This window comes from Pseudomonas sp. BNK-15, assembly GCF_047456105.1.
Lineage (GTDB): Bacteria > Pseudomonadota > Gammaproteobacteria > Pseudomonadales > Pseudomonadaceae > Aquipseudomonas > Aquipseudomonas putida_E.
Genome location: NZ_CP179898.1, coordinates 2903474 through 2927956, shown reverse-complemented (window position 1 = coordinate 2927956; position 24483 = coordinate 2903474). Strand labels below are relative to the sequence as shown.

General features: G+C 56.9%; 22 protein-coding genes. 9 read left to right on the top strand and 13 right to left on the bottom strand.

Going from position 1 to position 24483, the window contains the following annotated elements:
* Positions 1-54 precede the first annotated feature (54 nt).
* On the bottom strand, positions 55-1083 hold the full coding sequence (locus ACMGF5_RS13345; protein WP_046784829.1) for an amino acid ABC transporter substrate-binding protein: 1029 nt from the start codon (positions 1081-1083) through the stop codon (positions 55-57).
* Between the two features lie 330 nt (positions 1084-1413).
* Between ACMGF5_RS13345 and ACMGF5_RS13340 the strand changes: the two genes are divergently transcribed.
* Positions 1414-2070 (top strand): alpha/beta hydrolase, encoded by a 657-nt coding sequence (locus ACMGF5_RS13340; protein WP_046784828.1) that lies wholly within the window; start codon positions 1414-1416, stop codon positions 2068-2070.
* A gap of 100 nt (positions 2071-2170) precedes the next feature.
* Positions 2171-3622: an ATP-dependent RNA helicase RhlB gene (rhlB, locus tag ACMGF5_RS13335; RefSeq protein WP_125923868.1), complete on the top strand. Its 1452-nt coding sequence runs from the start codon at positions 2171-2173 to the stop codon at positions 3620-3622.
* A gap of 196 nt (positions 3623-3818) precedes the next feature.
* Here rhlB and moaE read toward each other — a convergent pair whose 3' ends face one another.
* The 3 genes from moaE to moaC are packed head-to-tail and all read right to left on the bottom strand — an operon-like array spanning position 3819 to position 4983.
* Positions 3819-4265 carry a molybdopterin synthase catalytic subunit MoaE gene (gene moaE / locus ACMGF5_RS13330; protein ID WP_046784826.1) on the bottom strand — a complete coding sequence of 149 codons (447 nt, stop codon included), beginning with the start codon at positions 4263-4265 and terminating at the stop codon, positions 3819-3821.
* Positions 4266-4267: 2 nt separating this feature from the next.
* On the bottom strand, positions 4268-4513 hold the full coding sequence (gene moaD, locus ACMGF5_RS13325) for a molybdopterin converting factor subunit 1 (protein WP_012312828.1): 246 nt from the start codon (positions 4511-4513) through the stop codon (positions 4268-4270).
* Positions 4513-4983, bottom strand: coding sequence for a cyclic pyranopterin monophosphate synthase MoaC (gene moaC / locus ACMGF5_RS13320; RefSeq protein ID WP_012312827.1), 471 nt, complete (start codon positions 4981-4983; stop codon positions 4513-4515). The genes moaD and moaC overlap by 1 nt, the downstream gene beginning before the upstream one ends.
* A gap of 457 nt (positions 4984-5440) precedes the next feature.
* On the opposite strand from moaC, the gene ACMGF5_RS13315 reads away from it, so the two are divergent.
* From ACMGF5_RS13315 to ACMGF5_RS13300, 4 genes are read left to right on the top strand one after another with little or no spacing between them, the layout of a single operon-like run.
* Positions 5441-6523, top strand: coding sequence for a SagB/ThcOx family dehydrogenase (locus tag ACMGF5_RS13315; protein WP_414156872.1), 1083 nt, complete (start codon positions 5441-5443; stop codon positions 6521-6523).
* A gap of 10 nt (positions 6524-6533) precedes the next feature.
* Complete coding sequence (locus ACMGF5_RS13310) at positions 6534-8270, top strand: methyltransferase domain-containing protein (protein ID WP_414156871.1); 1737 nt, start codon at positions 6534-6536, stop codon at positions 8268-8270.
* Complete coding sequence (locus ACMGF5_RS13305; RefSeq protein ID WP_414156870.1) at positions 8251-9798, top strand: carbamoyltransferase C-terminal domain-containing protein; 1548 nt, start codon at positions 8251-8253, stop codon at positions 9796-9798. The genes ACMGF5_RS13310 and ACMGF5_RS13305 overlap by 20 nt, the downstream gene beginning before the upstream one ends.
* A gap of 4 nt (positions 9799-9802) precedes the next feature.
* Positions 9803-11008: an MFS transporter gene (locus tag ACMGF5_RS13300; RefSeq protein WP_414156869.1), complete on the top strand. Its 1206-nt coding sequence runs from the start codon at positions 9803-9805 to the stop codon at positions 11006-11008.
* Positions 11009-11054: 46 nt separating this feature from the next.
* Here ACMGF5_RS13300 and ACMGF5_RS13295 read toward each other — a convergent pair whose 3' ends face one another.
* Both ACMGF5_RS13295 and ACMGF5_RS13290 read right to left on the bottom strand, forming a co-directional pair.
* Positions 11055-12449 carry a PhoH family protein gene (locus ACMGF5_RS13295; protein WP_046784825.1) on the bottom strand — a complete coding sequence of 465 codons (1395 nt, stop codon included), beginning with the start codon at positions 12447-12449 and terminating at the stop codon, positions 11055-11057.
* Positions 12450-12730: 281 nt separating this feature from the next.
* Positions 12731-13858, bottom strand: a complete 1128-nt coding sequence (locus ACMGF5_RS13290) for a polysaccharide deacetylase family protein (protein ID WP_414156868.1) — start codon at positions 13856-13858, stop codon at positions 12731-12733.
* Between the two features lie 136 nt (positions 13859-13994).
* On the opposite strand from ACMGF5_RS13290, the gene yaaA reads away from it, so the two are divergent.
* Positions 13995-14774, top strand: a complete 780-nt coding sequence (yaaA, locus tag ACMGF5_RS13285; protein WP_414156867.1) for a peroxide stress protein YaaA — start codon at positions 13995-13997, stop codon at positions 14772-14774.
* A 68-nt stretch (positions 14775-14842) separates the two neighbouring features.
* On the opposite strand, the gene ACMGF5_RS13280 is transcribed toward yaaA, so the two are convergent.
* From ACMGF5_RS13280 to ACMGF5_RS13250, 7 genes are all read right to left on the bottom strand, one after another.
* Complete coding sequence (locus ACMGF5_RS13280) at positions 14843-16060, bottom strand: efflux RND transporter periplasmic adaptor subunit (protein ID WP_414156866.1); 1218 nt, start codon at positions 16058-16060, stop codon at positions 14843-14845.
* A complete protein-coding gene (locus tag ACMGF5_RS13275; RefSeq protein WP_237860127.1) occupies positions 16053-17516 on the bottom strand; it encodes a TolC family protein in 1464 nt (487 codons plus the stop codon). Before ACMGF5_RS13275 ends, ACMGF5_RS13280 begins: the two co-directional genes overlap by 8 nt.
* The gene (locus ACMGF5_RS13270; protein WP_414156865.1) at positions 17509-18678 is read right to left on the bottom strand and encodes an ABC transporter permease; all 1170 of its coding nucleotides are present in this window, start codon (positions 18676-18678) and stop codon (positions 17509-17511) included. Before ACMGF5_RS13270 ends, ACMGF5_RS13275 begins: the two co-directional genes overlap by 8 nt.
* The gene (locus tag ACMGF5_RS13265; RefSeq protein ID WP_251961994.1) at positions 18671-19336 is read right to left on the bottom strand and encodes an ABC transporter ATP-binding protein; all 666 of its coding nucleotides are present in this window, start codon (positions 19334-19336) and stop codon (positions 18671-18673) included. Before ACMGF5_RS13265 ends, ACMGF5_RS13270 begins: the two co-directional genes overlap by 8 nt.
* Positions 19333-20127 carry a hypothetical protein gene (locus ACMGF5_RS13260; protein ID WP_052750401.1) on the bottom strand — a complete coding sequence of 265 codons (795 nt, stop codon included), beginning with the start codon at positions 20125-20127 and terminating at the stop codon, positions 19333-19335. The genes ACMGF5_RS13265 and ACMGF5_RS13260 overlap by 4 nt, the downstream gene beginning before the upstream one ends.
* 114 nt (positions 20128-20241) lie before the next feature.
* Positions 20242-20682: a hypothetical protein gene (locus ACMGF5_RS13255; RefSeq protein WP_115273619.1), complete on the bottom strand. Its 441-nt coding sequence runs from the start codon at positions 20680-20682 to the stop codon at positions 20242-20244.
* Positions 20683-20742: 60 nt separating this feature from the next.
* Positions 20743-21267, bottom strand: coding sequence for a hypothetical protein (locus tag ACMGF5_RS13250; RefSeq protein WP_251961995.1), 525 nt, complete (start codon positions 21265-21267; stop codon positions 20743-20745).
* 341 nt (positions 21268-21608) lie between these two features.
* On the opposite strand from ACMGF5_RS13250, the gene ACMGF5_RS13245 reads away from it, so the two are divergent.
* Together ACMGF5_RS13245 and alg8 are read left to right on the top strand one after the other, a co-directional pair.
* A complete protein-coding gene (locus ACMGF5_RS13245; protein WP_119688305.1) occupies positions 21609-22925 on the top strand; it encodes a nucleotide sugar dehydrogenase in 1317 nt (438 codons plus the stop codon).
* Positions 22926-22992: 67 nt separating this feature from the next.
* On the top strand, positions 22993-24474 hold the full coding sequence (alg8, locus tag ACMGF5_RS13240) for a mannuronan synthase (protein WP_174142263.1): 1482 nt from the start codon (positions 22993-22995) through the stop codon (positions 24472-24474).
* The last annotated feature ends 9 nt before the right edge of the window (positions 24475-24483 follow it).

Sequence of the window (24483 nt, the reverse complement as noted above, 5' to 3'; positions counted from 1 at the left end):
CAGTAGGGATTCGAACAGCCTGCGGCGGCGGAATGCCGCCGCAGGGTGCAGCCATCAGCGCACAGGTGGCGCGTACTGGATGCCGCCGTTGTTCCACAGGGCGTTCATGCCACGGTCGATCTTCAGGTCAGTGCTCTGGCCCAGGTTCTTCTCGAACACCTCGCCATAGTTACCCACTTGCTTGACGATCTGCACTACCCAGTCCTTGGGCAGCTTCAGGTCCTTGCCGTACTCACCGTCCGCGCCGAGCAGGCGGGCGGTGTCCGGGTTCTTGGTGGACTTGGCCTCGGCTTCGACGTTCTTCGAAGTGACGCCCGCCTCTTCGGCATTGAGCATGGCGAACAGGGTCCACTTGACGATGCTGAACCACTCCTCGTCGCCCTTGCGCACCACCGGGCCCAGCGGTTCCTTGGAGATGGTTTCCGGCAGCACCACGTAGTCGGTTGGCCCGGCCAGCTTGGAACGCTGGGCGAACAGCTGCGACTTGTCCGAGGTCAGCACGTCGCAACGGCCCGACTCCAGCGATTTGGCGCTCTCGTCGGAGGTATCGAAGGTGATCGGGGTGTACTTCAGGCCGTTGGCGCGGAAGTAGTCGGACACGTTCAGCTCGGTGGTGGTGCCTGCCTGGATGCAGATGGTCGCGCCATCGAGTTCCTTGGCACTGGAAACACCCAGCTTCTTGTTGACCAGGAAGCCGACGCCGTCATAGTAAGTGACGCCTGCGAACACCAGGCCCATGCCGGCATCGCGCGAGCTGGTCCAGGTGGTGTTGCGCGACAGCACGTCGACTTCGCCGGACTGCAGCGCAGTGAAGCGTTCCTTGGCGTTGAGCTGGCTGAACTTGACCTTGGTGGCATCGCCGAACACGGCGGCGGCCACGGCGCGGCAGACATCAGCGTCGATACCGACGATCTTGCCCTGCGCATCAGGTACCGAGAAGCCTGGAAGACCGTCGCTCACGCCACACTGGACGAAGCCCTTCTTCTTGACCGCATCGAGGGTGGCGCCGGCCTGGGCATTGCTCACGGCGCCCAGCGCGGCGGCAGCGGTGAGGACTGCCAGGGTGGTTTTCAACATCTTCATTCACAACCTCCAAATCGCTCTTGTTGTACGAGCCGGAATTGCACCGCACCCTTATGAGGCGCATCCGACCCTTGTTGGCTTGTTATTGGGTCAATGGCGCAATGGGCTGTTCTATGACAGCCTTCGCGTGACAAGGGTGTTACCGTACCGGCCCGACCCTTGCATCAGAGGTTTCATAGCAAGGGGCGTACCACAGTTGGCGGCTAAAGCGTTTAAGCGCTCGTCAAGTAGGGAAAGTTGTATCGTTGCGACATTCTTTTTCCGACAATCATTTCCAGCGCCTTCTTTTTGCGCATGCCTTCATACGATTCGCACACTTTCGGAGCAGTCATGACCCACCCGTTGATTCTCGAACCCCAGAAAACCGCAGACGCCTGTGTGATCTGGTTGCACGGCCTGGGCGCCGACCGTTACGACTTCCTACCGGTTGCCGAATTCATGCAGGAGCGTCTGCTCAGCACGCGGTTCGTCATGCCCCAGGCGCCGACCCGGCCTGTCACCATCAACGGCGGCTATGCAATGCCCAGTTGGTACGACATCAAGGCCATGACCCCGGCCCGCGCCATCGACGAAGCGCAGCTGGAAGAATCGGCTGACCAGATCATTGCCCTGATCGAGGCCGAGCGGGCCAAAGGCATCGACCTGGCACGGATCATCCTGGCCGGGTTCTCCCAGGGCGGCGCCGTGGTGCTGCACACTGCTTATATAAAGTGGCAAGAAGCACTGGGCGGCGTGATCGCACTGTCTACCTATGCACCAACCTTCAACGACGGCCATCAGTTGAGCGCCTGCCAGCAACGTACCCCCGCCCTGTGCCTGCACGGCGTGCACGACCCGGTGGTGATCCCCTCCATGGGCCGCACCGCCTTCGAGTACCTGAACACCTGGGGCGTGGCCGCGCGGTGGCAGGAATACCCAATGGAACACGAGGTGGTGGTGGCAGAGCTGAGCGATATCCACGACTGGCTGAGCAAGCAACTGCAATAGGCAGGCTCTCTTGTAGTTGTGGGCGCATTCCGCTACGCCGCGCCCAGATCTTGCATTACACTGCCCGGCGTACATTCCTAAATCAGTTGATGAGACGATCGTGCTCAAGGCACTCAAGAAAATATTCGGCAAGGGAGACCCGGCACCTCAGGCCGCCGCTCCTGCTGCCAGCATCACCCCGCCTGCGGCCCCCATGGCTCAGCCCGAGCCGCAGCCCTCCACGCCGCGCACCAAACCCGCCGCCAAGGCCCAGATGCCTGCAGCCGCGCCCGTTGCCGAGCAACCGGCCATGGACAAGCCGCGCCGCGAACGCAAGCCCAAACCCCAGGCCAGCCTGTGGAAGCCGGAAGACTTCGTGGTCGAACCGCAGGAAGGCAAGACCCGCTTCCACGACTTCAAGCTCTCCAACGAGCTGATGCACGCCATCCATGACCTGGGCTTCCCGTACTGCACGCCGATTCAGGCCCAGGTGCTGGGCCACACCCTGCGTGGCCAGGACGCCATCGGGCGCGCGCAGACCGGCACCGGCAAGACCGCCGCGTTCCTCATCTCGATCATCTCTCAGTTGCAGCAGACGCCGCCGCCCAAAGAGCGCTACATGGGCGAACCGCGTGCACTGATCATCGCGCCAACCCGCGAACTGGTGGTACAGATCGCCAAGGACGCCGCCGCCCTGACCAAATACACCGGCCTGAACGTCATGACCTTCGTCGGCGGCATGGACTTCGACAAGCAGCTCAAGGCGCTCGAAGCGCGCCATTGTGACATCCTGGTGGCTACCCCTGGCCGCCTGCTGGACTTCAACCAGCGCGGCGATGTGCACCTGGACATGGTCGAGGTGATGGTGCTGGACGAAGCCGACCGCATGCTGGACATGGGCTTCATCCCGCAGGTACGGCAGATCATCCGCCAGACCCCGCCCAAGAGCGAGCGCCAGACCCTGCTGTTCTCTGCCACCTTCACCGACGACGTGATGAACCTGGCCAAGCAGTGGACCACCGACCCTGCGATCGTCGAGATCGAGCCGGAGAATGTCGCCAGCGAAACCGTCGAACAGCACGTGTTCGCAGTGGCGGGCAGCGACAAGTACAAGCTGCTGTACAACCTGGTGACCCAGAACAAGTGGGAACGGGTGATGGTGTTCGCCAACCGCAAGGACGAAGTGCGGCGTATCGAGGAAAAACTGGTACGCGACGGTATCAATGCCGCCCAGCTGTCGGGCGATGTGCCGCAGCACAAGCGCATCCGTACCCTGGAAAGCTTCCGCGAGGGCCGGATTACCGTGCTGGTGGCCACCGACGTGGCGGGGCGAGGCATTCACATCGACGGCATCAGCCATGTGATCAACTTCACTCTGCCGGAAGACCCGGATGACTACGTGCACCGCATCGGCCGCACGGGCCGTGCCGGCACCAGTGGCGTGTCGATCAGCTTTGCCGGCGAGGATGACTCCTACCAGTTGCCGGCGATCGAAGAGTTGCTGGGGCGCAAGATCAAGTGCGAGATGCCACCGGATGAGCTGCTTACACCGGTGCCGCGCAAACACCATTGATGCGGGGCTGCTTTGCAGCCCATGCGCCGCAGTTGGTCGCAACGAGAACTGCACTGAGTCTTGCATCGGATTTACCGGCCCTATCGCCGGCAAGCCGGCTCCTACAGGTACCCCGCTGCTCTCAAGCTCAGCGCAAACCCAGTGGGAGCCGGCTTGCCGGCGATCCGGGGCAAAGCCCCGGCCAATCGATCAGACCTTACCAGCGCCCCGCCGCATCCTGATCACTCTGCCTGCCTTCGACCCAGCGCGGGCCCTCCTGGGTATTCTCCTTCTTCCAGAACGGCGCACGAGTCTTCAGGTAATCCATGATGAAATTGCAGGCATCGAAAGCCGCCTGCCGATGGGCACTGGCCACACCGACGAACACGATCGGCTCCCCAGGCTCCAGCGCACCAATGCGATGCAGCACTTCAACCTTCAGCAACGGCCAGCGCTGCTCGGCCTCGACCACGATCTTCGCCAAAGCCTTCTCGGTCATGCCAGGGTAATGCTCCAGGAACATCCCGGCCACGTCCCGGCCATCATTGAAATCGCGCACGTAACCAACGAACCCGACCACCGCGCCCACGCCAACATTGGCGGCATGCATGGCATTGACCTCGACCCCGGGGTCGAACGCGCCATCCTGCACTCGCACTGCCATGCTCAGCCTCCGGTCACCGGTGGGAAGAACGCCACCTCATCGCCCGCTTCCAGCGGCTCATCGAGCCTGCACAGCTCTTCGTTGCGCGCGCACATCAGGTTCTGCTCGGCCAGCACCTGGTACTGCCCACCCTTGGCCACCAGGGCCTGGCGTACATCGTCAAGCACCTTGAAGTCGCCCTCCAGGCGCTCGGCATCCACACCAAGCAACTCACGGTAACGGGCGAAATACATCACTTTCACGTTCATCACGCATCCACCTTGTAGTGGCCGCTTTTGCCACCGAGCTTTTCCAGCAGGCGCACCTGCTCGATGACCATACCCTTGTCCACGGCCTTGCACATGTCATAGATCGTCAGCGCCGCGACGCTGGCAGCGGTCAATGCTTCCATCTCCACACCGGTCTGTCCGGCCAGCTTACAGCGCGCGACGATGCGCACCGCATCCGTGCCTTCTGCGCTGAGTTCGACCTTGACGCTGGTGAGCATCAAAGGGTGGCACAACGGGATCAGGTCGCTGGTCTTCTTCGCTGCCTGAATGCCGGCGATACGCGCCACGGCGAACACATCGCCCTTGGGGTGCTCACCCTCGACGATCATCTGCAAGGTCTGCGGCAACATCCGCACGCGCGCCTCAGCGGTGGCCTCGCGCTCGGTCACGGCCTTTTCAGTGACGTCGACCATGTTGGCCCGCCCCTGGGAATCAAGATGTGTCAGCACTGCTCTGCTCCTGTGAAGGGAAGCTAAAGCTTAAACCTGTGGGTCAGGTTTTGGCAGAAAAAATTGTTCCTCCGGGGGGCTCGCATATTTTCGATAAAAAATTTTGTCTTCCTGAACATCGTTAATCATGAGGAAAATATTTAACTTCCTGATATCAAAGCATTTAATACCGACGAAATATCCTACATACCATATAGAACTTTCCTACCTTCACGCACTGTTGACTTTTACCACATGGAAAATATTCTTACCTCCGAAGTCACAACGACTTCAACAACCACAATGAGGAAATAAGAATGAAAAAAATCAGCTTGCAGAGCCATCTGAGCGCGTTATCCAACAATGCCTACCACATCCTTGTGGCGCGTTTTGATCAAGCAAAAGCATTGGTAGATTAACTCTACATCCTGGGCAGCGCTTGCCTGCCCAGGACTATTAAACAGAATTCGAGATAATCATGAATTACAAACTCAACGAAGATATCGTATTCACCGTCAAAAAAGGTGTTTTTGCACTATGGAATTTAACTAATGGCGAGCAATACCAAATTTACGACACAAAGTATCTCGATAGAATTCATGAAATAACAACCTTGACGGGATACAGAGCCGCTATTGACGACATCGACAATGAACTTATCGATGCCGGCATATTAGAGCTAGCAACGACAAACAAAGGCATTGATGAAGCACATCCACAATGGGGATGGGACGATATTGCAAAAATATTCCACCTAGGTACAAAACATAACTTTCCATGCGACCTATCTAATAAACTAGAGAATCCCGAGGCTGCTTACGTTGACTTTTGCGAGAGTATCGCAGGCAATATGCCTTCGATTCACATAGAACGGACTGGGGCTATAACGAGGTTACCAGCACCATGCCTATTTGAACTAGAGACCTCATTACTAAGCGCATTGAAAAATAGAAAAACTAGTCGTCACTTCAAAAACTTAGAAACCGACATTAGCATTGTCTCTGACTTATTGTTTTCCACTTTTGGAAAATTTCATGGAGACACTCATGAAAAAGCATTAGCTGCACGCGGGATAAAAACGATCGGCTATAGACGCTCATCGCCCAGCGCCGGATGCTTACAAGCTACAGAAGCCTATCTAATTGCGCTTAACGTACATGGCCTTGAGAAAGGTGTATATCATTACAGGCCACAAGACCACGCATTGTCCCTGATCAATAATGAAGTTATCGAACTCAGCAAAATATTATGCCATCAAACATTTGCAACGGAGGCATCCTTTCTTATTGCAATGACGTCGAGATTTGACAAGCTCTGGTGGAAGTACCCTCACTCAAGAGCATACCGTTCAGCTCTACTGGAGGTCGGCCATCTTTCTCAGACTTTTAACTTATCCGCAACTGCATACAAGTTGAACACTTGGATAAGCGGGTATTTCATTGACAATATGCTCAACGAACTTTTGAAAGTTGACGGCATTAACGAGCACTCTCTCTTCGTAATGGCTGGCGGCCCTGGTTACTCCGACCCTATATCCCCAAACATGCAGAAGCTAATCTAGGAATGCTCATATGGATGACACGCAACAGCGTCGTGAGGCCTCCGAAGCCGCACGAAAAATAGGTGACCAGCTTTTCAAAAAACAACAACTTAGTCTCTCGGAAACCGCCTACAACAAAAGCATAGACCTCGACAACAAAAACATAAAGACACTTAATAATCTTGGCGTACTCTACGAGAAATTAGGAGAAATAGAAAAATCCATTGAGTTATACAGAAGAGCGTGCTCACAACTAAAAGGCAAAACAACAAATGATCATATATATTACGGAAATTTAGCACGCGCCTGCCATTCTATCAAAGAAATCCCCTTAGGCCTCTGGGCATACGAAAAAACTATAGAATCAGAAAATACGACAACGTATGAGACCGCTGTAAATTATCTCGACCTGCTTTCCAATACCGACGCAGCGACCAATAACAGACAAACGTTATTGGCGCTAGAAAAAATTTCTGACATTGAAAAAATCGACCTTGAACTACTTCTATATAATTATTATAGAAACATACTAACAAATTCTACAATAGACACATCACAGCCCAATTGGCCATCCCAACTAGTGGAACACCTATCCAAACATAAGCTCGCATTCAATTTTTTAACAAAGCATTTCATAACAAACCCTATACTTGAGAATTTACTCGAACGATCAAAAAAACACTTGCCAGGCCTCGATAAAAAACATAAAGCCTGGCTGTCCGCAGTTATTAACTCTCAACATCGATTATCTCAACACGCATTCAACAACGACGGATCTGAAATTCGCCAAATCATTTCAAGCAGCCAAAGCCCATCAAAAATATTTATCCGAAAGCCAAGAAGGCAGAATAACTCACTTAATAAGCTTGCCCATGCCACTTCGCGAGACGCTCTAAGATCTTTTTACGAATCAAATCCCTACCCAAAATGGAAATACTTGCCACATCACTCACCCAGCACAATTGATGACTACTTCGCTCGAACGGGGTTAACCAACACGAATAACTCTTCACTCAAAATCAAAATACTCGTTGCAGGTTGTGGTACAGGCCGCCATGCAATCCAGGTGGCCCTTAACTATCCAGACGCTCAAATAGTTGGAGTAGACATAAGCTTACCAAGCCTACAATACGCCAATATTATGAAACAGAAGCATAACGTTAACAATGTCACTTTTATTCATAGTAGCATATTCGACATAACGGATCTTAAAATAAAATTTCACATAATCGAATGCATTGGAGTTCTACACCATCTCAAACAACCTTGCAGAGCCATAAAGTCTTTATTAATGGCACTACGCAAAAATGGAATTTTAAAGTTAGGCCTCTACAGTAAGGTAGCCAGAGCACCCATTGATACATTAAAGAAAAAATGCAGCATGCACAAAATTGCATACTCTCCAAACAGCATTCTAGAAATAAGGAGATTAGCGATCACTCAATATCCCGACGAATTTGAGAGCATCATCTGGTCGAGAGACTTCTATTCTCACCAAGGGTGTATGGATCTATTATTCAATCCCTACGAGGATAATTATACACCCAAAAGAATCTACGACCTGCTACGCACATATAACCTAGACTTCTGCGGTTTCGACACCCATCTTACTCGCGCCCCCGCCTATACAACATTCAATAGCGGGAAAGAACTTAGAGAATTACTTCGGAAATGGCAATCATTTGAATCAAAAAACCCCACAGCATTTTCTAACATGTACTTATTTTGGGTTAAACCAAGGAATACACATGAAAATCATAAGTTATAACCTCGGTCACGACGGTCAGATCTGCCTAATTGAAAACAACAAATTATTATTTAGTCACGAAGCTGAAAAGGATAGTAATCCTAGGTACTCAGCCAACTCACCTAGCGACCTTCTAAAAACTCTTACATCAATCAAAAATGAATATGACGTAATCGCTATAAGTGGCTGGGCAAAGGGGCATGACCCTCGAAATGTTCCGATCGACGGCGGATATCTTGGCCTAAATTATAACGTTGAGCACAATAACAACAAGACATGGGTATACTGCAGCCATGAACTCTCACACATAGTATGCTCCTACGCACTGTCAAAATATGCAGACATAAGCGATTGCTATGTCCTATTACTAGAAGGATACATTGGCAACCTCTACTACATCAATAAAGACCTACAAGTAGAGTTACTCCAGAATATCACTCAAAGTCCTGGCTTAAGGTATTCATTTGCATTTGGTATAGCTGACCCTCTTTTCAATCTCCCAAAAGGTTATTGCCGCTTGGGCGACGCAGGAAAAATGATGGCGCTTGCTGGTCTTGGACATGACTCACCGACGAGTAACGAAGAACAGGAAATCCTCGACTACCTTATCAACGCCTCTTCCCCGATAGATACATTTTGCAAAGCCGACTTTGTAAATTCAAAATACTACAATATCGGCCCCCACACGCAACCCTTCTGCGATCTTGCAAAAAAAATATCGAACAATCTATTTGAGCATATCAAGTCAAAAATACTCAGACATATAAACAAGCGTGTTCCATTATTACTCTCTGGCGGATGTGGACTGAACTGTGACTGGAACAGGAAATGGGAAGAAAGCGGTTTATTTACAGATGTATTCGTCCCGCCATGCACCAATGACACTGGCGTGGCTATCGGAGCGGCCGCGCTAGCCCAGAAGCTTCTGGCTGGACGGTGCGGCTTAGATTGGAGTGTTTACTCTGGCCAACCCTTCTCACATGAACGTGAACCTACTGCAAACGCTTACTACACTTCGTATCCACTACAACTCCATACTGTCTGCAAAAAGATTCTTGAAGGTGAAATAATTTGTTGGGTGCAGGGACGTTGTGAAATTGGCCCAAGAGCACTTGGCAATCGCTCAATCTTGGCATCCCCGTTCTGCAAAACAACCACACATAAATTGAACCAAATAAAAAAAAGAGAAAATTATCGCCCTATAGCACCGATATGCTTAGAACAAGACGCGCCGCAGCATTTCGAGAACTGCGAAACCAGCAAATTTATGTTGTCATTCTACAGAGTAATTAACCCTAAGCTTCAAGCTATCACCCACACTGACGGCACTGCACGCGTTCAAACTGTTGCACATGACGACAACCCTTTACTATATAGCCTGTTAACGGCTTTCAAAGACGTCAGTGGCGCCGGGGTTTTGTGTAACACATCACTCAACTTCAGTGGTACAGGCTTCATTAACAATCGATCTGACTTGGAAAAATTTTGCACTGATAACGAGATTTCGACATTTGTGATTGATGACACCATGTACACGAGGATGGAGTAACGAGATGGAGAGCATAAGAACAAGTCAATATTGTTACCTGTATGGCATACGATTTTGTAGTTCCGCGACAGTTTGGCTTGACTTTATTTTAATATTTTCAACGCTGACATTCATATTTCATGCGCAGGCCGAAACGTTAGCGCTTGCAGCGGCACTTTATGGCATACCTTCGTTAATATTAGGCCCGTATATTGGTTCATTACCTGATCGCTATTCGCCACATGCAATTATAGCAGTTAGCTTTTGTGTGAGAGCCGTGACCGCAATCTGTCTCTTTCAAGCTTCCAGCCTGGAATTTTTCTTGGCCTTTATTGCCCTAAAAGGACTATCAAACCTCGGATCCACTCCAGCTGAAATCGTACTTACAACTAGGCTCCTCCCCCCTGAAAGCATAATAAAAAATACATCATTAGTAAGCATCACTGATCAAACCATAAAAATAATAGCACCACTCGCAGCTGGGCTATCAATCACCTTGAGCAATAGCACTTACGGATTTTTAATTTCCGGATTAATAAGCATCAACGGCCTAGCATTTGTGTGGCTATTGAAGCCAAACTTAACTCACACTAAAAAATGCAACACCACTAGACAAAAATCCAGCCTACGCGAGGTGCTTGATTTTTTTGTGTCTCATACGACCGCTCAAGCATTTCTTTTATGTATGTTAATTCAGTCAGCCGCACTGGGGACCTATGATTCTCTTTTAAGTCTTTTCATGAGAGAGCTCAGCCTTAGCTCTTCATCGTTCGGTCAAGTTGTAAGCGCGACGGCGCTAGGTGGAATAATAGCTGGGTTCGCTTTTCCGAAGTTATATCGACGACACACTCTACTTTGCGCAACTGTCGCCTCTTCGATTTTTGGCGCTTGCTTATTAACCGTAGGCAGTGCCGGTCTTAACTATGAGTTATTTGGAAATTATTCATTTCCAGTTCTTTTCCTGATTGCTGGCTTTGCTTATGGACTAACCTCTCAAGGGTTCACTTCGACTCTTCAGCTCACATGCCCCAGCAATATTTTAGGCACGGCGTTTTCCACTGCAAGAAGCTGTTCAATTTCCCTATTCATTGTCCTTCCGGCTGCAGGAGCATGGTTAGCAGGAGTAACGAGTACCGCCAGCGTCATCATGACATCGGGGTTGATAACACTAATCAGCGCTGTTCTTTTACATACCTATTACCTGCAGCATGAGACATCGGATGGCTCGTAACAGTTGCAAGCCTGTAGAAACAGGCTTGCAACGTAGAACGCCAATATTACAAATGCGACTCGGCGTACTCGGCCAGCACCGAGCGCGGTACACCTTGCAAGGTGATGTGCACGCCGTGGGGGAAGTCCTTGAAGCGTTCGGTCAGGTAGGTCAGGCCCGAACTGGTCGCGGACAGGTAGGGGGTGTCGATCTGCGCCAGGTTGCCCAGGCAGACCACCTTGGAACCAGAGCCGGCACGGGTGATGATGGTTTTCATCTGGTGCGGCGTCAGGTTCTGGCACTCGTCGATCAGGATCAGGCTCTGCTGGAAGCTGCGGCCCCGGATGTAGTTCAGCGATTTGAACTGCAGCGGGACCCGCTCGAGGATGTACTCGACACTGCCGTGGGTGCTCTCGTCATCCATGTGCAACGCTTCGAGGTTGTCGGTGATCGCACCCAACCAGGGTTCCATTTTCTCGGCTTCGGTCCCCGGCAGGAAACCGATTTCCTGGTCCAGCCCCTGCACGCTGCGGGTGGCGATGATACGGCGGTAACGCTTGCTGACCATGGTCTGCTCGATAGCCGCTGCCAGCGCCAGGATAGTCTTGCCGGAGCCGGCGGCGCCGGTCAGGTTGACCAGGTGGATATCCGGGTCGAGCAACGCGAACAGCGCCAGGCTTTGATGGATATCCCGCGGTTTGAGGCCCCAGGCCTCCTGGTGCAGCAGTGGCTCCTGGTGCAGGTCGAGCAGCAGCAGTTCATCTTCGCGGATGCCCTTGATCCAGCCGACGAACCCTTGCTCATCGATGATGAACTCGTTGACATGCACTGCCGGCAGGTTGTCGATCAATTGCACCCGGTGCCAGGTTCGGCCCCGCTCCTGACGGGTATCGACCTTGCTGACACGGTCCCAGAACGAACCGGTGACCGAGTGGTAGCCCTTGGAAAGCAGCGAGACGTCATCGACCAGCTGGTCGGTGCTGTAATCTTCGGCCGCGATACCGCAGGCCCGCGCCTTAAGGCGCATGTTGATGTCTTTGGTTACCAGCACCACGTCCAGGTCGGCACGTTTGGCCCGAAGTTCCAGCAACTGGTTGATGATGATGTTGTCGTTGAGGTTCTCCGGCAGCAGCCGGTTGGGTTCGTTGCGTGGGCTCATCAGGATCGAAAGGAAGCCCTTGGGCCCACTCTTGCCACGCTGTATGGGTACGCCCTGCTCGACATCGCTGGGCGAGGCGTCACCGAGGGTCTGGTCGATCAGGCGGATGGCCTGGCGACATTCGGCGGCGATGGACTGTTTACCGGTCTTGAGCTTGTCGAGTTCCTCCAGCACCGTCATCGGAAGGGCGACGTGGTGCTCCTCGAAGTTGAGAAGTGCGTTGGGGTCGTGAATCAGGACGTTGGTATCGAGCACATAGAGGATTGGCTTGCTGGAGGAAGGGTTGCGTCCTTGGTCATCCATACTCGGTCACCTTATGTCGAAGCCACACGGCGCGGTCTGCTGCGCCGCAGAGTGACTGCCGTTCTCCCCGTATCCGCGTTGCTACGGGCGGGAAGTGAACCTGGCAAGGTGGGCTCGGATGACGCCACCTGTGCTGCAGGAATCGGCTGTCTGGTTTCTTCATACCGCAAAAAGCATGACTAAAAAAAGCATTTTTACGTGTTGGTGAAGTTTATTTTTCCGATTGACGAACAGGACTTGGCGATGGACCCAGACGGGACTACAGTCAGAAGTCAGACCCGTTATTCCTGATAGCCGTATTCACGGCAATCCTCCCAGCCAATGCCGCTTTGCGCGGTATGTTCCAGCAACCATTGCACCGCCGGCTGCGCCTTGGGCAGGCTGTCATGCAACTGGATCACGCCCTTGCGCCACAGCAGCATCAAGGTCACCACCCGCTGGGCCGAGGCTTGGGCTGTCAACGGGCCGTCATCCTGTGCGTCGATATCCCACAGCGACACCCGCAGCTGCTGGCTGGCCATGAATGCCTCGCCATCGGCCCGGCGCTGGCCATAGGGCGGGCGGAACAACGGCACATACTGCTCAGGCAGGTCGGCCTGGATCCGCGCCTGGCTGCGCCTGAGCGAATCCTGCCAGCCATTCCACTGCGCATGCGAGCGATACTCCCACCCCTGAAGCCCCACGCACTGGCCATCATAGAGCTGCCCCAGCGCACCGGCCGCTCCAGCGTCACGGCGCTGCTGCAAGCGGTTGCCCAGTACAAAGAAGGTGCCCTGCATCTTCTGTTTGCGCAGGTAAGCGGTCAGCGTGTCGGTCGTGCTGCCCTGGGGGCCGGGGCCGCCCACGAAGGTCAGCAAGAACATGCGGTCATTCAGCTCATCGCCGCTGCGCTCACGATTGGACAGGCGTTCGACCTCGCTGGTGATCTGCGGCAACAGCGCCGCCTTGCGCAGTTGCTCATCCAGGTAGCGCACATGGAACTGGTGGCTTGGTTCGACCCAGCCGGTATAGAAGGTGCCGACATCGGTAGCGAACGTCGCAGCCCTTGTGCGCAAATCGGCCATGGACTCCACCACGTAGCAGAACGAGGCATCCTGCTCGCAGCTGCGCTGGGCCTGCTGGTAGCCCTGCCACAAACGCTGCCACATGCGCGCCCGCAGCGCCCGGACCTTCTGCAGGTTGATCTGCCGCAAGCCCAGGCGCGCAGCCAGCGCCCCATCGTCGAGCAGCTCACTTTCGTGCAGTACCTGGGCAAACGACAGGATCTCTGCGCGCGAGGCGACATCGAACAATGCAGGGCTGTCCAACTGTTCGGGCCACAGGCTGCGGTCCAGGCTGGCGGGGGGGATAGGGGCGGCTTGGGCGGCCAGGCTCAGGAGTGAGGCCAGCAAGACACCGGCAATGCGCACGATCGGTCTCTCCGTCACAGCGAAACGCGCACTATAGCGCCTGCTCATCCGATGGTCTGTGACTATTGTCGCCATAGTTTGGCGTTCCCCCCTTCAGTCCGTAGAATCCCCGGCAACGATTCCAGGAGCCGACCCGATGCTGACGGTGATTTCCCCCGCCAAGACCCTCGATTACGACACCCCACCGGTGACCGAGCGTTTTACCCTGCCCCAGTACCTGGACGACTCCCAGGAGCTGATCGTGCAACTGCGTGAGCTGTCACCGGCGCAGATCAGCGAGCTGATGCACCTGTCGGACAAACTCGCCGGCCTCAACGCCGCCCGCTTTGGCAGCTGGACGCCAGGCTTCACGCCGGCAAATGCCAAGCAGGCCCTGCTGGCCTTCAAGGGTGACGTGTATACCGGGCTGGACGCCGAAACCCTGAGCGAAGACGACTTCACCTACGCCCAGCAGCACCTGCGCATGCTTTCCGGCCTGTACGGCCTGCTGCGCCCGCTCGACCTGATGCAGCCCTACCGCCTGGAAATGGGTACCAAGCTGGCCAATGCCCGTGGCAAGGACCTGTATGCCTTCTGGGGCACGCGTCTCAGCCAATGGCTGAACCAGGCGCTGACCGAGCAGGGCGATGACCTGCTGTTGAACCTGGCCAGCAACGAGTATTTCAGCGCGGTGAAACGCAGCGCCCTGAAAGGCCGGGTAATCAACGTCGACTTCAAGGACCTGAAGAACGGCCAGTACAAGATCATCAGTTTCTACGCCAAGAAAGCCCGCGGCATGATGAGCCGCTTCGTGATCCAGGAACGGGTCAATGACCCGCAGCAGCTCAAGCAGTTCGATGTACAGGGCTACTACTACAGCGCCGAACAGTCCAAGCCTGATCACCTGGTGTTCTTGCGCGATCATCCGGCCGAGTGAGTGCCTGCACCACCGCCAAGCCCTGGTCCCTGGATCTGTGACAACCGACCGGGCCGCACAGCGGCCCGTTACGGAATTCGTACATAACCCGCCGATAGCCCCACCACCTCGACCCCCTGCGCTACCGCGACACCTGCCGTGAACGGTACCTTGCGCCCCTGTCGATCGCCCGTAGCCCGGTAGACCACGTAAGCCTGCCCCGCCTCATCCACCTGCAGCGCCTCTGCCGGTACCGCAATGCCCTGCTCCGTTCTGTGCGCGATCACTGTCAACTGCGCCGTCATCCCAAGGCGCAACAACGGTGTCGACGGCTCCCTCGGCATCTCCAAGGCCACCCGTACGTCGTACCAGGCCCCCTGCCCTTCATCGTTCCTGGCCTGAAGGGCAACGCGTTGCACCTGGCCGGCAAGTGGCTGACCGGCGATGATGACCTCGACCTCCAGCCCTTCGCGCAGCCTGTCCAGATCATGCTCCTGGACTGCGGCAAGCACCTGCAGCTGGCTCAGGTCGACCAGCGTCAGCAATGGCGCACCCTGGCTCACCTGCTGGCCCGCTTGCAGGTGCCGTGAGGCACCGCCCCCAGCGTTGTCGGCACGCACCACCAAGGCCGCAAAAGGCGCCCTGACCACCCTGCGCTCACGCTGGGCCAGCATCGCCTGCCAGCGGGCGTGGGTATTAGCCAGCGCCATCTGTGCAATGCGCAGCTCATCGCCTCGCCCGCGTTCGCGCACCAGGCTCAGCTCCTGTTCGGCATCTTGCAGTGCCTCGCGCTGAGCGACTACCTGCTGCGCCAGGCTGTCGACCTCGATGCGGGCGACGATCCCCCGCTCGAACAGGCGTCGTGTGTCTGCCAGCGCGCCCTCGCTGGCTGCCAAAGCCCCCCGGGCGCCGAACATCGCGCGGCGCGCACGGGCCACCTGCGGCCCGGTTTGCCAACCCTGCAGCAGGCGCACGCTTGTCCGCGCCTTGAGCCACTCGGCCTCGGCCTGGCGTATCTGCACATCCAGTTGTGCGGTATCGAGCCTGAACAGTGGCTGGCCTGGAGCCACCCGCTGCCCTGGCTCCACCTCCACTTCGGTGACCACCCCGTCGAATGGCGCAGCCTGGATCTGCTGGCGGACCGCCTGGACCCTGCCGACCAGGCCCACCCGGCTTTCCAGCCGCTGCGGCTCAACCCACAACCAGCGCGCCGCGACATCCTGCCCCTGGCTAGCAGGCCAGGCTTGCCACAGGAGCCACGCTGCCGGCCACGCCAGCAGCCACAACAGCAACCGCCATCTAATCATTGAGCGCCACAGCCCAGCTTTCCAGCGTGGTACCCAGTGTCCGGTCGAGTTCAGCCTGGCCATTGAGGTAGGCAATTCTGGCATCCAGTTCGACGCTCTGCGCATGGCGCAAATCGCTCTCGAAGCTGAGCACCTGGAAATTGCTCGAGCGTCCGACGGCAAGTTTTTCCTGTTCTATCTCCAGCTTGCGCCGCGATAGCGCCAGCGCCCGTGCGGCAATTTCCAGCTGGCGCCAACGCACCTGGGAATCGCGCACTGCAGTCAACACATCGCGCTGGAGTTGCTGGCGCGCCTCGGCCAGGCTGACCTGCTGCCTTTCGACAGCCACGCGGGCACGTACCTCGGCCTGACGCCGGCTCAGGTCTCCAAGCGGTATTTCCAGCTCCAGCCCTACATAGTGCTCCCAGCCGGCCTGGTTGCCAGGGCGCTGGCGCGTCTGGCTGGCCCCGCCGACCAGCGACACGTCCCACCATTGCTCATTGCGTGCCACCTGCAGCTCAATCAACGCCTGCTCACCCGTGATCACCTGCATCAGATACGCAGGCTGCAGCGCTTCGGCTTGGGTCAGTGCCTGCGCAGTATCGACCTGCAAGCGCTGGACGTGGACCTTTTCCACTGCTCGCAAAGGGGTGGCCAGGTCCACTGCCAACACCTGGGCCAACGCCAGCCGGCTTGCGTGGAGCTGATTACGGCTGCTTTCGAGCGCCAACTCCTGCCCAGCCACCTCGGCTTCGGCCTGAACCTTGTCGAATGCGGCCATGCGCCCGGCAGCGATCAGCGCCTGGTTCACCTCTACCAACTGCTGCGCCCGGGCCAGCGCCTGCTGGGCAATGTGCAACTGCTCCTGGGCGTGAAGCAGTTCGCGATAGTGCAGGATGGTACGCGTGATCACTTCAGCCACGCGGTCTTTGAGCACCAGCCGGTTTAGTTGCTCGGCCAGCAGCGCCTGGCGTAGCGGTGCACTGGCCACCTCGCGCCCGGCACCGCGCAGCAGCGGCTGTATCACCATCAAGTTGGCGCCATCACGGTAATGTACGCCAGCCCTGTCGGCGCGTGTCTGGCCGTACGCCCAGTCCAGGCTCAGCCGTGTACCGTAGGGCGTGAGCAGGCTCGCCGCCGGAGCGAGCTGGACTTCGCGGTAGTGGTCATCACTGTTGCGATTGCCAAGGTAGCGTGCCTTGAGTGACAGCTGCGGGGCATAGTGATCACGCGCCACGCGCAGGTCGAATTTCTGCGCGATGCGCTCAAGATAAGCACTGCGGACGGCGCGGTTGTCGCGCAGGGCCAAGGCAACGGCATCGGCCAGCTCCAGCGATACCTCGGCGCCCCCGCTGGCCGCCCAGGCAGTGGCCGACACCGCAAAGCCGTGGTCCGAACGCGGCAGCTGCAGCGGGTCAGCAGCCAGTACGGCACCGCCCAGCAGCGCCGAGCACAGAAAAACGAGCCATCTAGTCATCGCGCAACGCCAATACAGGTTGCAGGTGCGCCGCAGCCAGTGCCGGTTGCAAGCCGAAGAAAAGGCCGAGCGCCAACGCGCTGCCCATGCCCAGCGCTATCGATGACGCATCCAGCGCATAGCGCCAGCCTGACACCAGGGCAAAGCCCCAGCTCGCCGCTAGCCCCACCAGTGTTCCGAGCAACGCTCCGCCAACCGCCAGCAACAGCGCTTCGAGCAGGAACAACCAGGCAATATCGCGGGTGCGTGCGCCCAGCGCCAAGCGCACGCCGATCTCGCGACGGCGCTGCGCTACGCTCATCAGCATCACATTCATCACCCCGACCCCACCCAACAGCAATGCGATACCGGCGAACCCGGCGAGCACCCACGTGAACATCCGTGACTGGTTGGCCATCCCTTCCAGCAGCTGCTGTGGCAGTTGCACGTCGACCTCGTAACCTGGCAATCGTGCAGCCAGGTAGTCAGTCAGCGCCTGCGCCGTGCCCGTCAACACCGCGACATCATGCCCGCGTGCAAGCACCGTCCCCACCTCGGGCGCAGCGCCCAGGCGGCGCATACCCGGCAAGGGCATCAGCAGAACATCGTCGACCTGTATTGGCAGCATCGGGTTGTAACCCCGCTGCGCAAGCACGCCAACCACCTCGAACAGGTAGCGGCCCGACTGCAGACGATCGCCCACACGCGCACCCAGTTGCCGGGCCAGCGTAGCCCCCAGCAATACATGCGTGGTGTCATCGTCGTAGGCGGACAACAAGCGGCCCTGGCTGGCTTGCAGGTCCAGCACTTGCGCCAGTTGCAGCGTGCTTGCGCCGACAAGGGTCTCATGGCGCTTGCTTGCCAATTGCACTGTGGCCACAGAAACCAGCAATGGCGCAGCGGCGCGAACGGACGCTGGCAGTACTGACAGGTCCAGTGCCACGGGTGCTGCAACTTCAGCGGGGCGTTGCAGATTGGCGACCAGCAGTTCACTGCCCATGCCTCGATACAGCTGCCGAGCATGCTGCGTGGCGCTGTGGCCGATATTGAGCAAGGCCACCAGCGCAGCGCACCCCACAGCGATGCCGATCAGCGCCAGCCAGGCGCGGGGGCCTGCCTGACGCAAGCTGGCCAACGCCTCGCTCAAGCGCTGCGGCCACGAAGGGCCATAGGCCTCAGGCATCAAAGGCCCCACCGTTGCGCACCTCGATGCAACGGTCCATGCGCCGCGCCATGGCAGGGTCGTGGGTGACCATCAGCAAGGTCACGCCCCGCTCACGATTGAGCGCCAGTAACAGCGCTGCGATACCCTCGGCCGTGGCGCCATCGAGATTACCGGTCGGCTCATCGGCCAGCAGCAACGCAGGCTCCGTCACCAGCGCCCGGGCGATGGCGACCCGTTGCCGCTGGCCACCGGACAAGTCGGCAGGCAGGTGCTGCGCCCGCTGACCTAGCCCGACCGCCTCCAGTTGCTGCTGTGCCGCCTGGCGTGCCGCTACCCGCCCGATGCCCCGGTAACTCAACGGCAAAGCGACGTTGTCCAGCACAGTCAGGCGCGGCAGCAGGTTGAAGCTCTGGAAGATGAAACCCAGCAGGCGATTACGCATGATTGCGCGCTGGTCGGCGGTGGCGGCGGTCATGTCCCGGCCAGCCAGCACTATCTGGCCACGGCAAGGCTGGTCGAGCAGGCCGATCAGGTTGAGCAAGGTACTTTTGCCCGAGCCGGAAGGGCCGATGATGGCGCAGGTCTGGCCGCGGGGGATGGACAAAGAGACATCTTGCAGGACTGGCTGGCAGCCCAGAATGCGCGCGATACCGTTCACGCAGACTATCGGGTTCATGCCTTGCCCCCCCCATTCTCACCCTGAAATGCAGCGTCGCTCTGCGAGTCGAGTGCTTTCGCTTGATCGCTTCGTGCCGATTTCCACTCCTTTGCCAGCATGTCGATCAACGAAGTATCAAACTCCGGCTGCGGCACTTCATGCTGCGACAACTGCATCATGATATCGGCCTCATAGTTCCCATATTCGGCAACTTCAATGGGCGGTAGAGCATTATAAAAGTCCAGAATTTCATGCAACCCTTCATCAATTCGGCCCGTTCGCTGATATTCAGCGTTCATCTTGCCGCTTATTGATTGTGCCCACTGGTTATGCTGGTCTGTTTTTTCGAACATTGCAGCACGCCGCTCACTCACCGTGAAAGCCCCGCTTTCATCGTAAATGATCAGGCTTAGCTGCTCGCGACTAAAACCCTTGAATGGGTTGCTACCTTTGCCACTTGCAAAATCATTGGCTTGGCGCGCACGCGCCAGCAACTCGGCATTATCCGTATCCGGTAGCTGTGAATCATAAAAGTCTTTCGCCAAGGAATATGAAAGCCCTCCCAACCGGTCAAGAATGCTGGCTGCAAGGTCTGCCAGCTCACTACGGGAGAGCTGGCTATCACGCAACGCCGCACGCTCGGCAGCAGCGCTCAACTGTTTAGCCAGGCTCGAAATTTTTTCTTCGCCATTCCCCGTTTTGCTGTCTATTTTCTGCGCGTCTACAAGGTCAGACTCCTCTACACGCCTGACAGTTAGAGCCGTGCCAACCTGGCTTTTATATACCCCACGACCATTGACTCCATCCATATACATAACTCCTGCTGCTGATGCAGCACCCACCTTTCGCACAAATACTTCAATTACACTCCGCCGGCGCATACCGGCAAAGTGCAGACGTTGAGAAGAAGACTGAAACGCCACTCACCTCATCGTGAATTCAACTTTCCATGCGAAGTCAGCGGATGTACTCGTAATAGTCGCCGTGCACGTTGCTCCGCCACTTGGCGTTGCGGTTTTGGTCCACTGGGGCTGCTTTATTCCACCCGGTAGCATGCGCATCTGAAAAGTGGTGCCAAAAGCGCACGTCTTGCTGCCAATGGTGTAGCGCACCATCGCACCATTTACGTCCGGGCTTACCAACCGCTGCACGCGCATGAAGGTGGAAGATGAGGCTGGAATCGTATTGGAGGGTTTAGGGTTGGCGATCTGATAGCTACTGGTCTCATTTGAGGTCACCAGTTTCATGACTGCGGGCTGAGCGCCGAGATTTTTGATGGTCACCTCAACCGGCGGCCCCGCCTGCGCCAGGCCGGCGGCAAGCAGCGATACGGTGGCAAGCACAATCTGCGATGTCTTTTTCATTAGCGTGATCTCGTCTCTTCCATGTGATTAAGGATGAGACGCCCCTGATGGCCAGTGGCCTCAGGCTGCCCAAGACGCTCCGTCGTTCATGGACAGCTCCGAATAGGCGCGTCCAAGGGTGTTAACGACCAGCCCCGGAAAAACCTTAGCTTTCGCATGGCTTTGAATATTTCTGAATGTGAACCCGCACCACACTGAAGCAGGGATCACGCAGCCACCATGCCAACAAACCAGCGCCAAAAAATCGGCATACGAGCTGTTATCGCAAACCGTCATAAGCCCATTCGTAGTTTTTTGACGAATTTTGAAAAAAATTTTTCGGTGCTGGCACAAAAATATCTCACCCGGATTTCGCCCTTTATATACAGGGGTGCGCCTGAGGCGTGCTATCAGTTTGAAAGTATTCGCCACTGAAGAATTATTTAGAAATCTTTCATCGAGGCGAAACCCACCCAGGAACTTCTTCTGTGACGCATCGCTCATAGTGCCGTAACGAATTTCATGCCTGTGCGGTGTGAGAGATGACTTACAGATGACAAGCAGCCGCGAACCAATAGCGGCTCCGAAACTTTTAACAGATGCCACGGGTACTCCCGTAGGCCCTGCCCAGCAGGAGAGACGCGCCCCTAAAGAATCGTCCTAGTGGTTGATTTCAAAGGATTTTTTCACTTGAAAGAACAAGCACAGCAACGCGCCAAGTAGCGCTTTGCAATAAAGACGGCTGCATTTCAGGGCACGCCTATTAATTACTGGCCTTTGACTGCCAACTTTGAGTGCACAACGTTGTGCGCTCCGGATTTATTCATGCCTGCGCTCGGTGAAGTGTGCATTCGCCATGGGATCCGTGCGCCCTAAAACTGTTGTTAATCAACCCGGTCCGGCTCTTCCCGGAAGAGCTGGCGTGATAAACACATGAGGTGATAGCGATGCGTATCAGCATCTTTGGTTTGGGTTATGTGGGTGCGGTCTGTGCAGGCTGCCTGACGGCGCGAGGCCATGACGTGATTGGTGTGGACGTGTCCAGCACCAAGATCGACCTGATCAACCAGGGCAAGTCGCCCATCGTCGAACCTGGCCTGGAAGCACTGCTGCAGCAGGGCATCGCCAACGGCCGCCTGCGTGGCACCACCGACTTCGCCGAGGCCATCCGCGCCAGCGACGTGTCGATGATCTGCGTCGGTACCCCAAGCAAGAAAAATGGCGACCTGGGCCTGGAATACATCGAGTCGGTCTGCCGCGAAATCGGCTACGTCCTGCGCGATACCACTCGCCGCCACACCATCGTGGTGCGCAGCACGGTGCTGCCAGGCACGGTCAAGAACGTGGTCATCCCGATTCTCGAAGACTGCTCGGGCAAGAAAGCCGGCGTCGACTTCGGCGTCGCGGTCAACCCCGAGTTCCTGCGTGAAAGCACCGCGATCAAGGACTACGACCACCCACCTATGACTGTCATCGGCGAACTGGACAGCGCCAGCGGCGACGTCCTGCAAAGCCTGTACGAAGAACTCGATGCACCGATCATCCGCAAGCCGATCGAAGTCGCCGAGATGATCAAGTACACCTGCAACGTCTGGCACGCCACCAAGGTCACCTTCGCCAACGAAATCGGCAACATCGCCAAGGCCGTCGGCGTCGATGGCCGCGACGTGATGGACGTGGTCTGCCAGGACAAGGTGTTGAACCTGTCGCAGTACTACATGCGCCCTGGCTTCGCCTTCGGCGGCTCGTGCCTGCCCAAGGACGTGCGCGCCCTCACCTACCGTGCCGCCAGCCTCGACGTACGGGCGCCACTGCTCGACTCGCTGATGCGCAGCAACGAATCTCAGGTGCAGAACGCCTTCGAACTGATCGAAGCCCACGACAAGCGCAAGGTCGCCTTGCTGGGCCTGAGCTTCAAGGCCGGTACCGACGACCTGCGTGAAAGCCCGCTGGTGGAGCTGGCCGAGCGCCTGATCGGCAAAGGCTACCAACTGGACATCTACGACGAGAACGTCGAGTACGCCCGTGTTCACGGTGCGAACAAAGAGTACATCGAGTCGAAGATCCCGCACGTCTCGTCGCTGCTCAACGCCAACTTCCAGAAGGTCATCGACAACGCCGACATCATCGTCCTGGGCAACCGTGACGAGCAGTTCCGCGCCCTGGCCGAACAAGCGCCGGAAGGCAAGCAAGTGATCGACCTGGTCGGCTTCATGAGCAAACCGACCTGCAACATCAGCCGTACCGAAGGCATCTGCTGGTAAGCCAGCAGCCAGGCAGCGCAGGCCTCCTGCGCTGCCCTTTTCCCAGAATTCTCGACGGATGCTGAACATGCAAAGGCTACAGACAGTGCTGCTGCAGTGCGCCGGTTGGCTGCTCTACATGAGCCTGCTCATGTTGATCGCCCTGGCCTTGCCGGCCGAAATCTTCGACTCGCAGTCCAAGCACTTCATCTTCCTGGTCGGCGCAGTCGGCATCTGGCGCTACTCCATGGGCGCCACCCATTTCATTCGCGGCATGATCTTCCTATACGGCGTGTACCCCTACCTGCGCCGCAAGGTGCAGAAGATGGGCAGCGCGGCCGACCCGTCGCACGTGTACCTGATGGTCACCAGCTTTCGCATCGAAGCATTGACCACTGCCCAGGTGTACAGCTCAGTGATCCGTGAAGCGATCGATTGCGGCTTCCCCACCACCGTGGTCTGTTCGCTGGTGGAAATGTCCGATGAACTGCTGGTAAAGAGCCTGTGGGCCAAATACAACCCGCCCGCCCACGTGAAGCTGGACATCGTGCGCATCGCCGGGACCGGCAAGCGTGATGGCCTGGCGTACGGCTTTCGCGCCATCTCGCGGATGCTGCCGGATGAGAACGCCGTTGTCGCGGTGATCGACGGCGATACCGTGCTGGCCGAAGGCGTGGTTCGCAAGACCGTACCCTGGTTCAAGCTGTACCCGAACGTCGGTGGCCTGACCACCAACGAGTTCTGCGAAGTGCGCGGTGGCTACATCATGAGCGAGTGGCACAAGCTGCGCTTCGCCCAGCGCCACATCAACATGTGCTCGATGGCCCTGAGCAAGCGCGTGCTGACCATGACCGGGCGCATGTCGATGTTCCGTGCCAGCGTTGTGACCAACCCCGAGTTCATCGCCGACGTCGAAAGCGACTCGCTGATGCACTGGCGCCTGGGCCGCTTCAAGTTCCTCACCGGGGACGACAAGTCCAGCTGGTTCAGCCTGATGCGCCTTGGCTACGACACCTTCTACGTGCCGGACGCCGCCATCAACACGGTCGAGCACCCGCCGGAGAAGAGCTTCCTCAAGGCCAGCCGCAAACTGATGTACCGCTGGTACGGCAACAACCTGCGGCAGAACTCCCGCGCGCTGGGCTTGGGCATGCGCCGCCTGGGGCTGTTCACCAGCATCGTGCTGTTCGATCAGCGCGTGTCGATGTGGACCAGCCTCTTGGGCCTGACCGTGGCCGTGATCGCCAGCCTCAAGTTCGGCCTCGGCTTCCTGCTGGTGTACCTGCTGTGGATCGGCATCACCCGCCTGATCCTCACCATCATGCTGCTGTGCTCGGGGCACAACGTCGGCCCGGCCTATCCGCTGATCCTTTATTACAACCAGATCGTCGGCGCGCTGATGAAGATCTACGTCTTCTTCCGCCTCGACAAGCAGTCCTGGACCCGTCAACCGACTGCCCTGAAACGTGACCTCGCCAGTTTTCAACAATGGTTCAACACCTGGTCCTCGCGGACCATGACCTTCTCGGCTGCCAGCATCTTCGTCGCTGTGCTGTTCATGGTCGTGTGAGCCCAACCC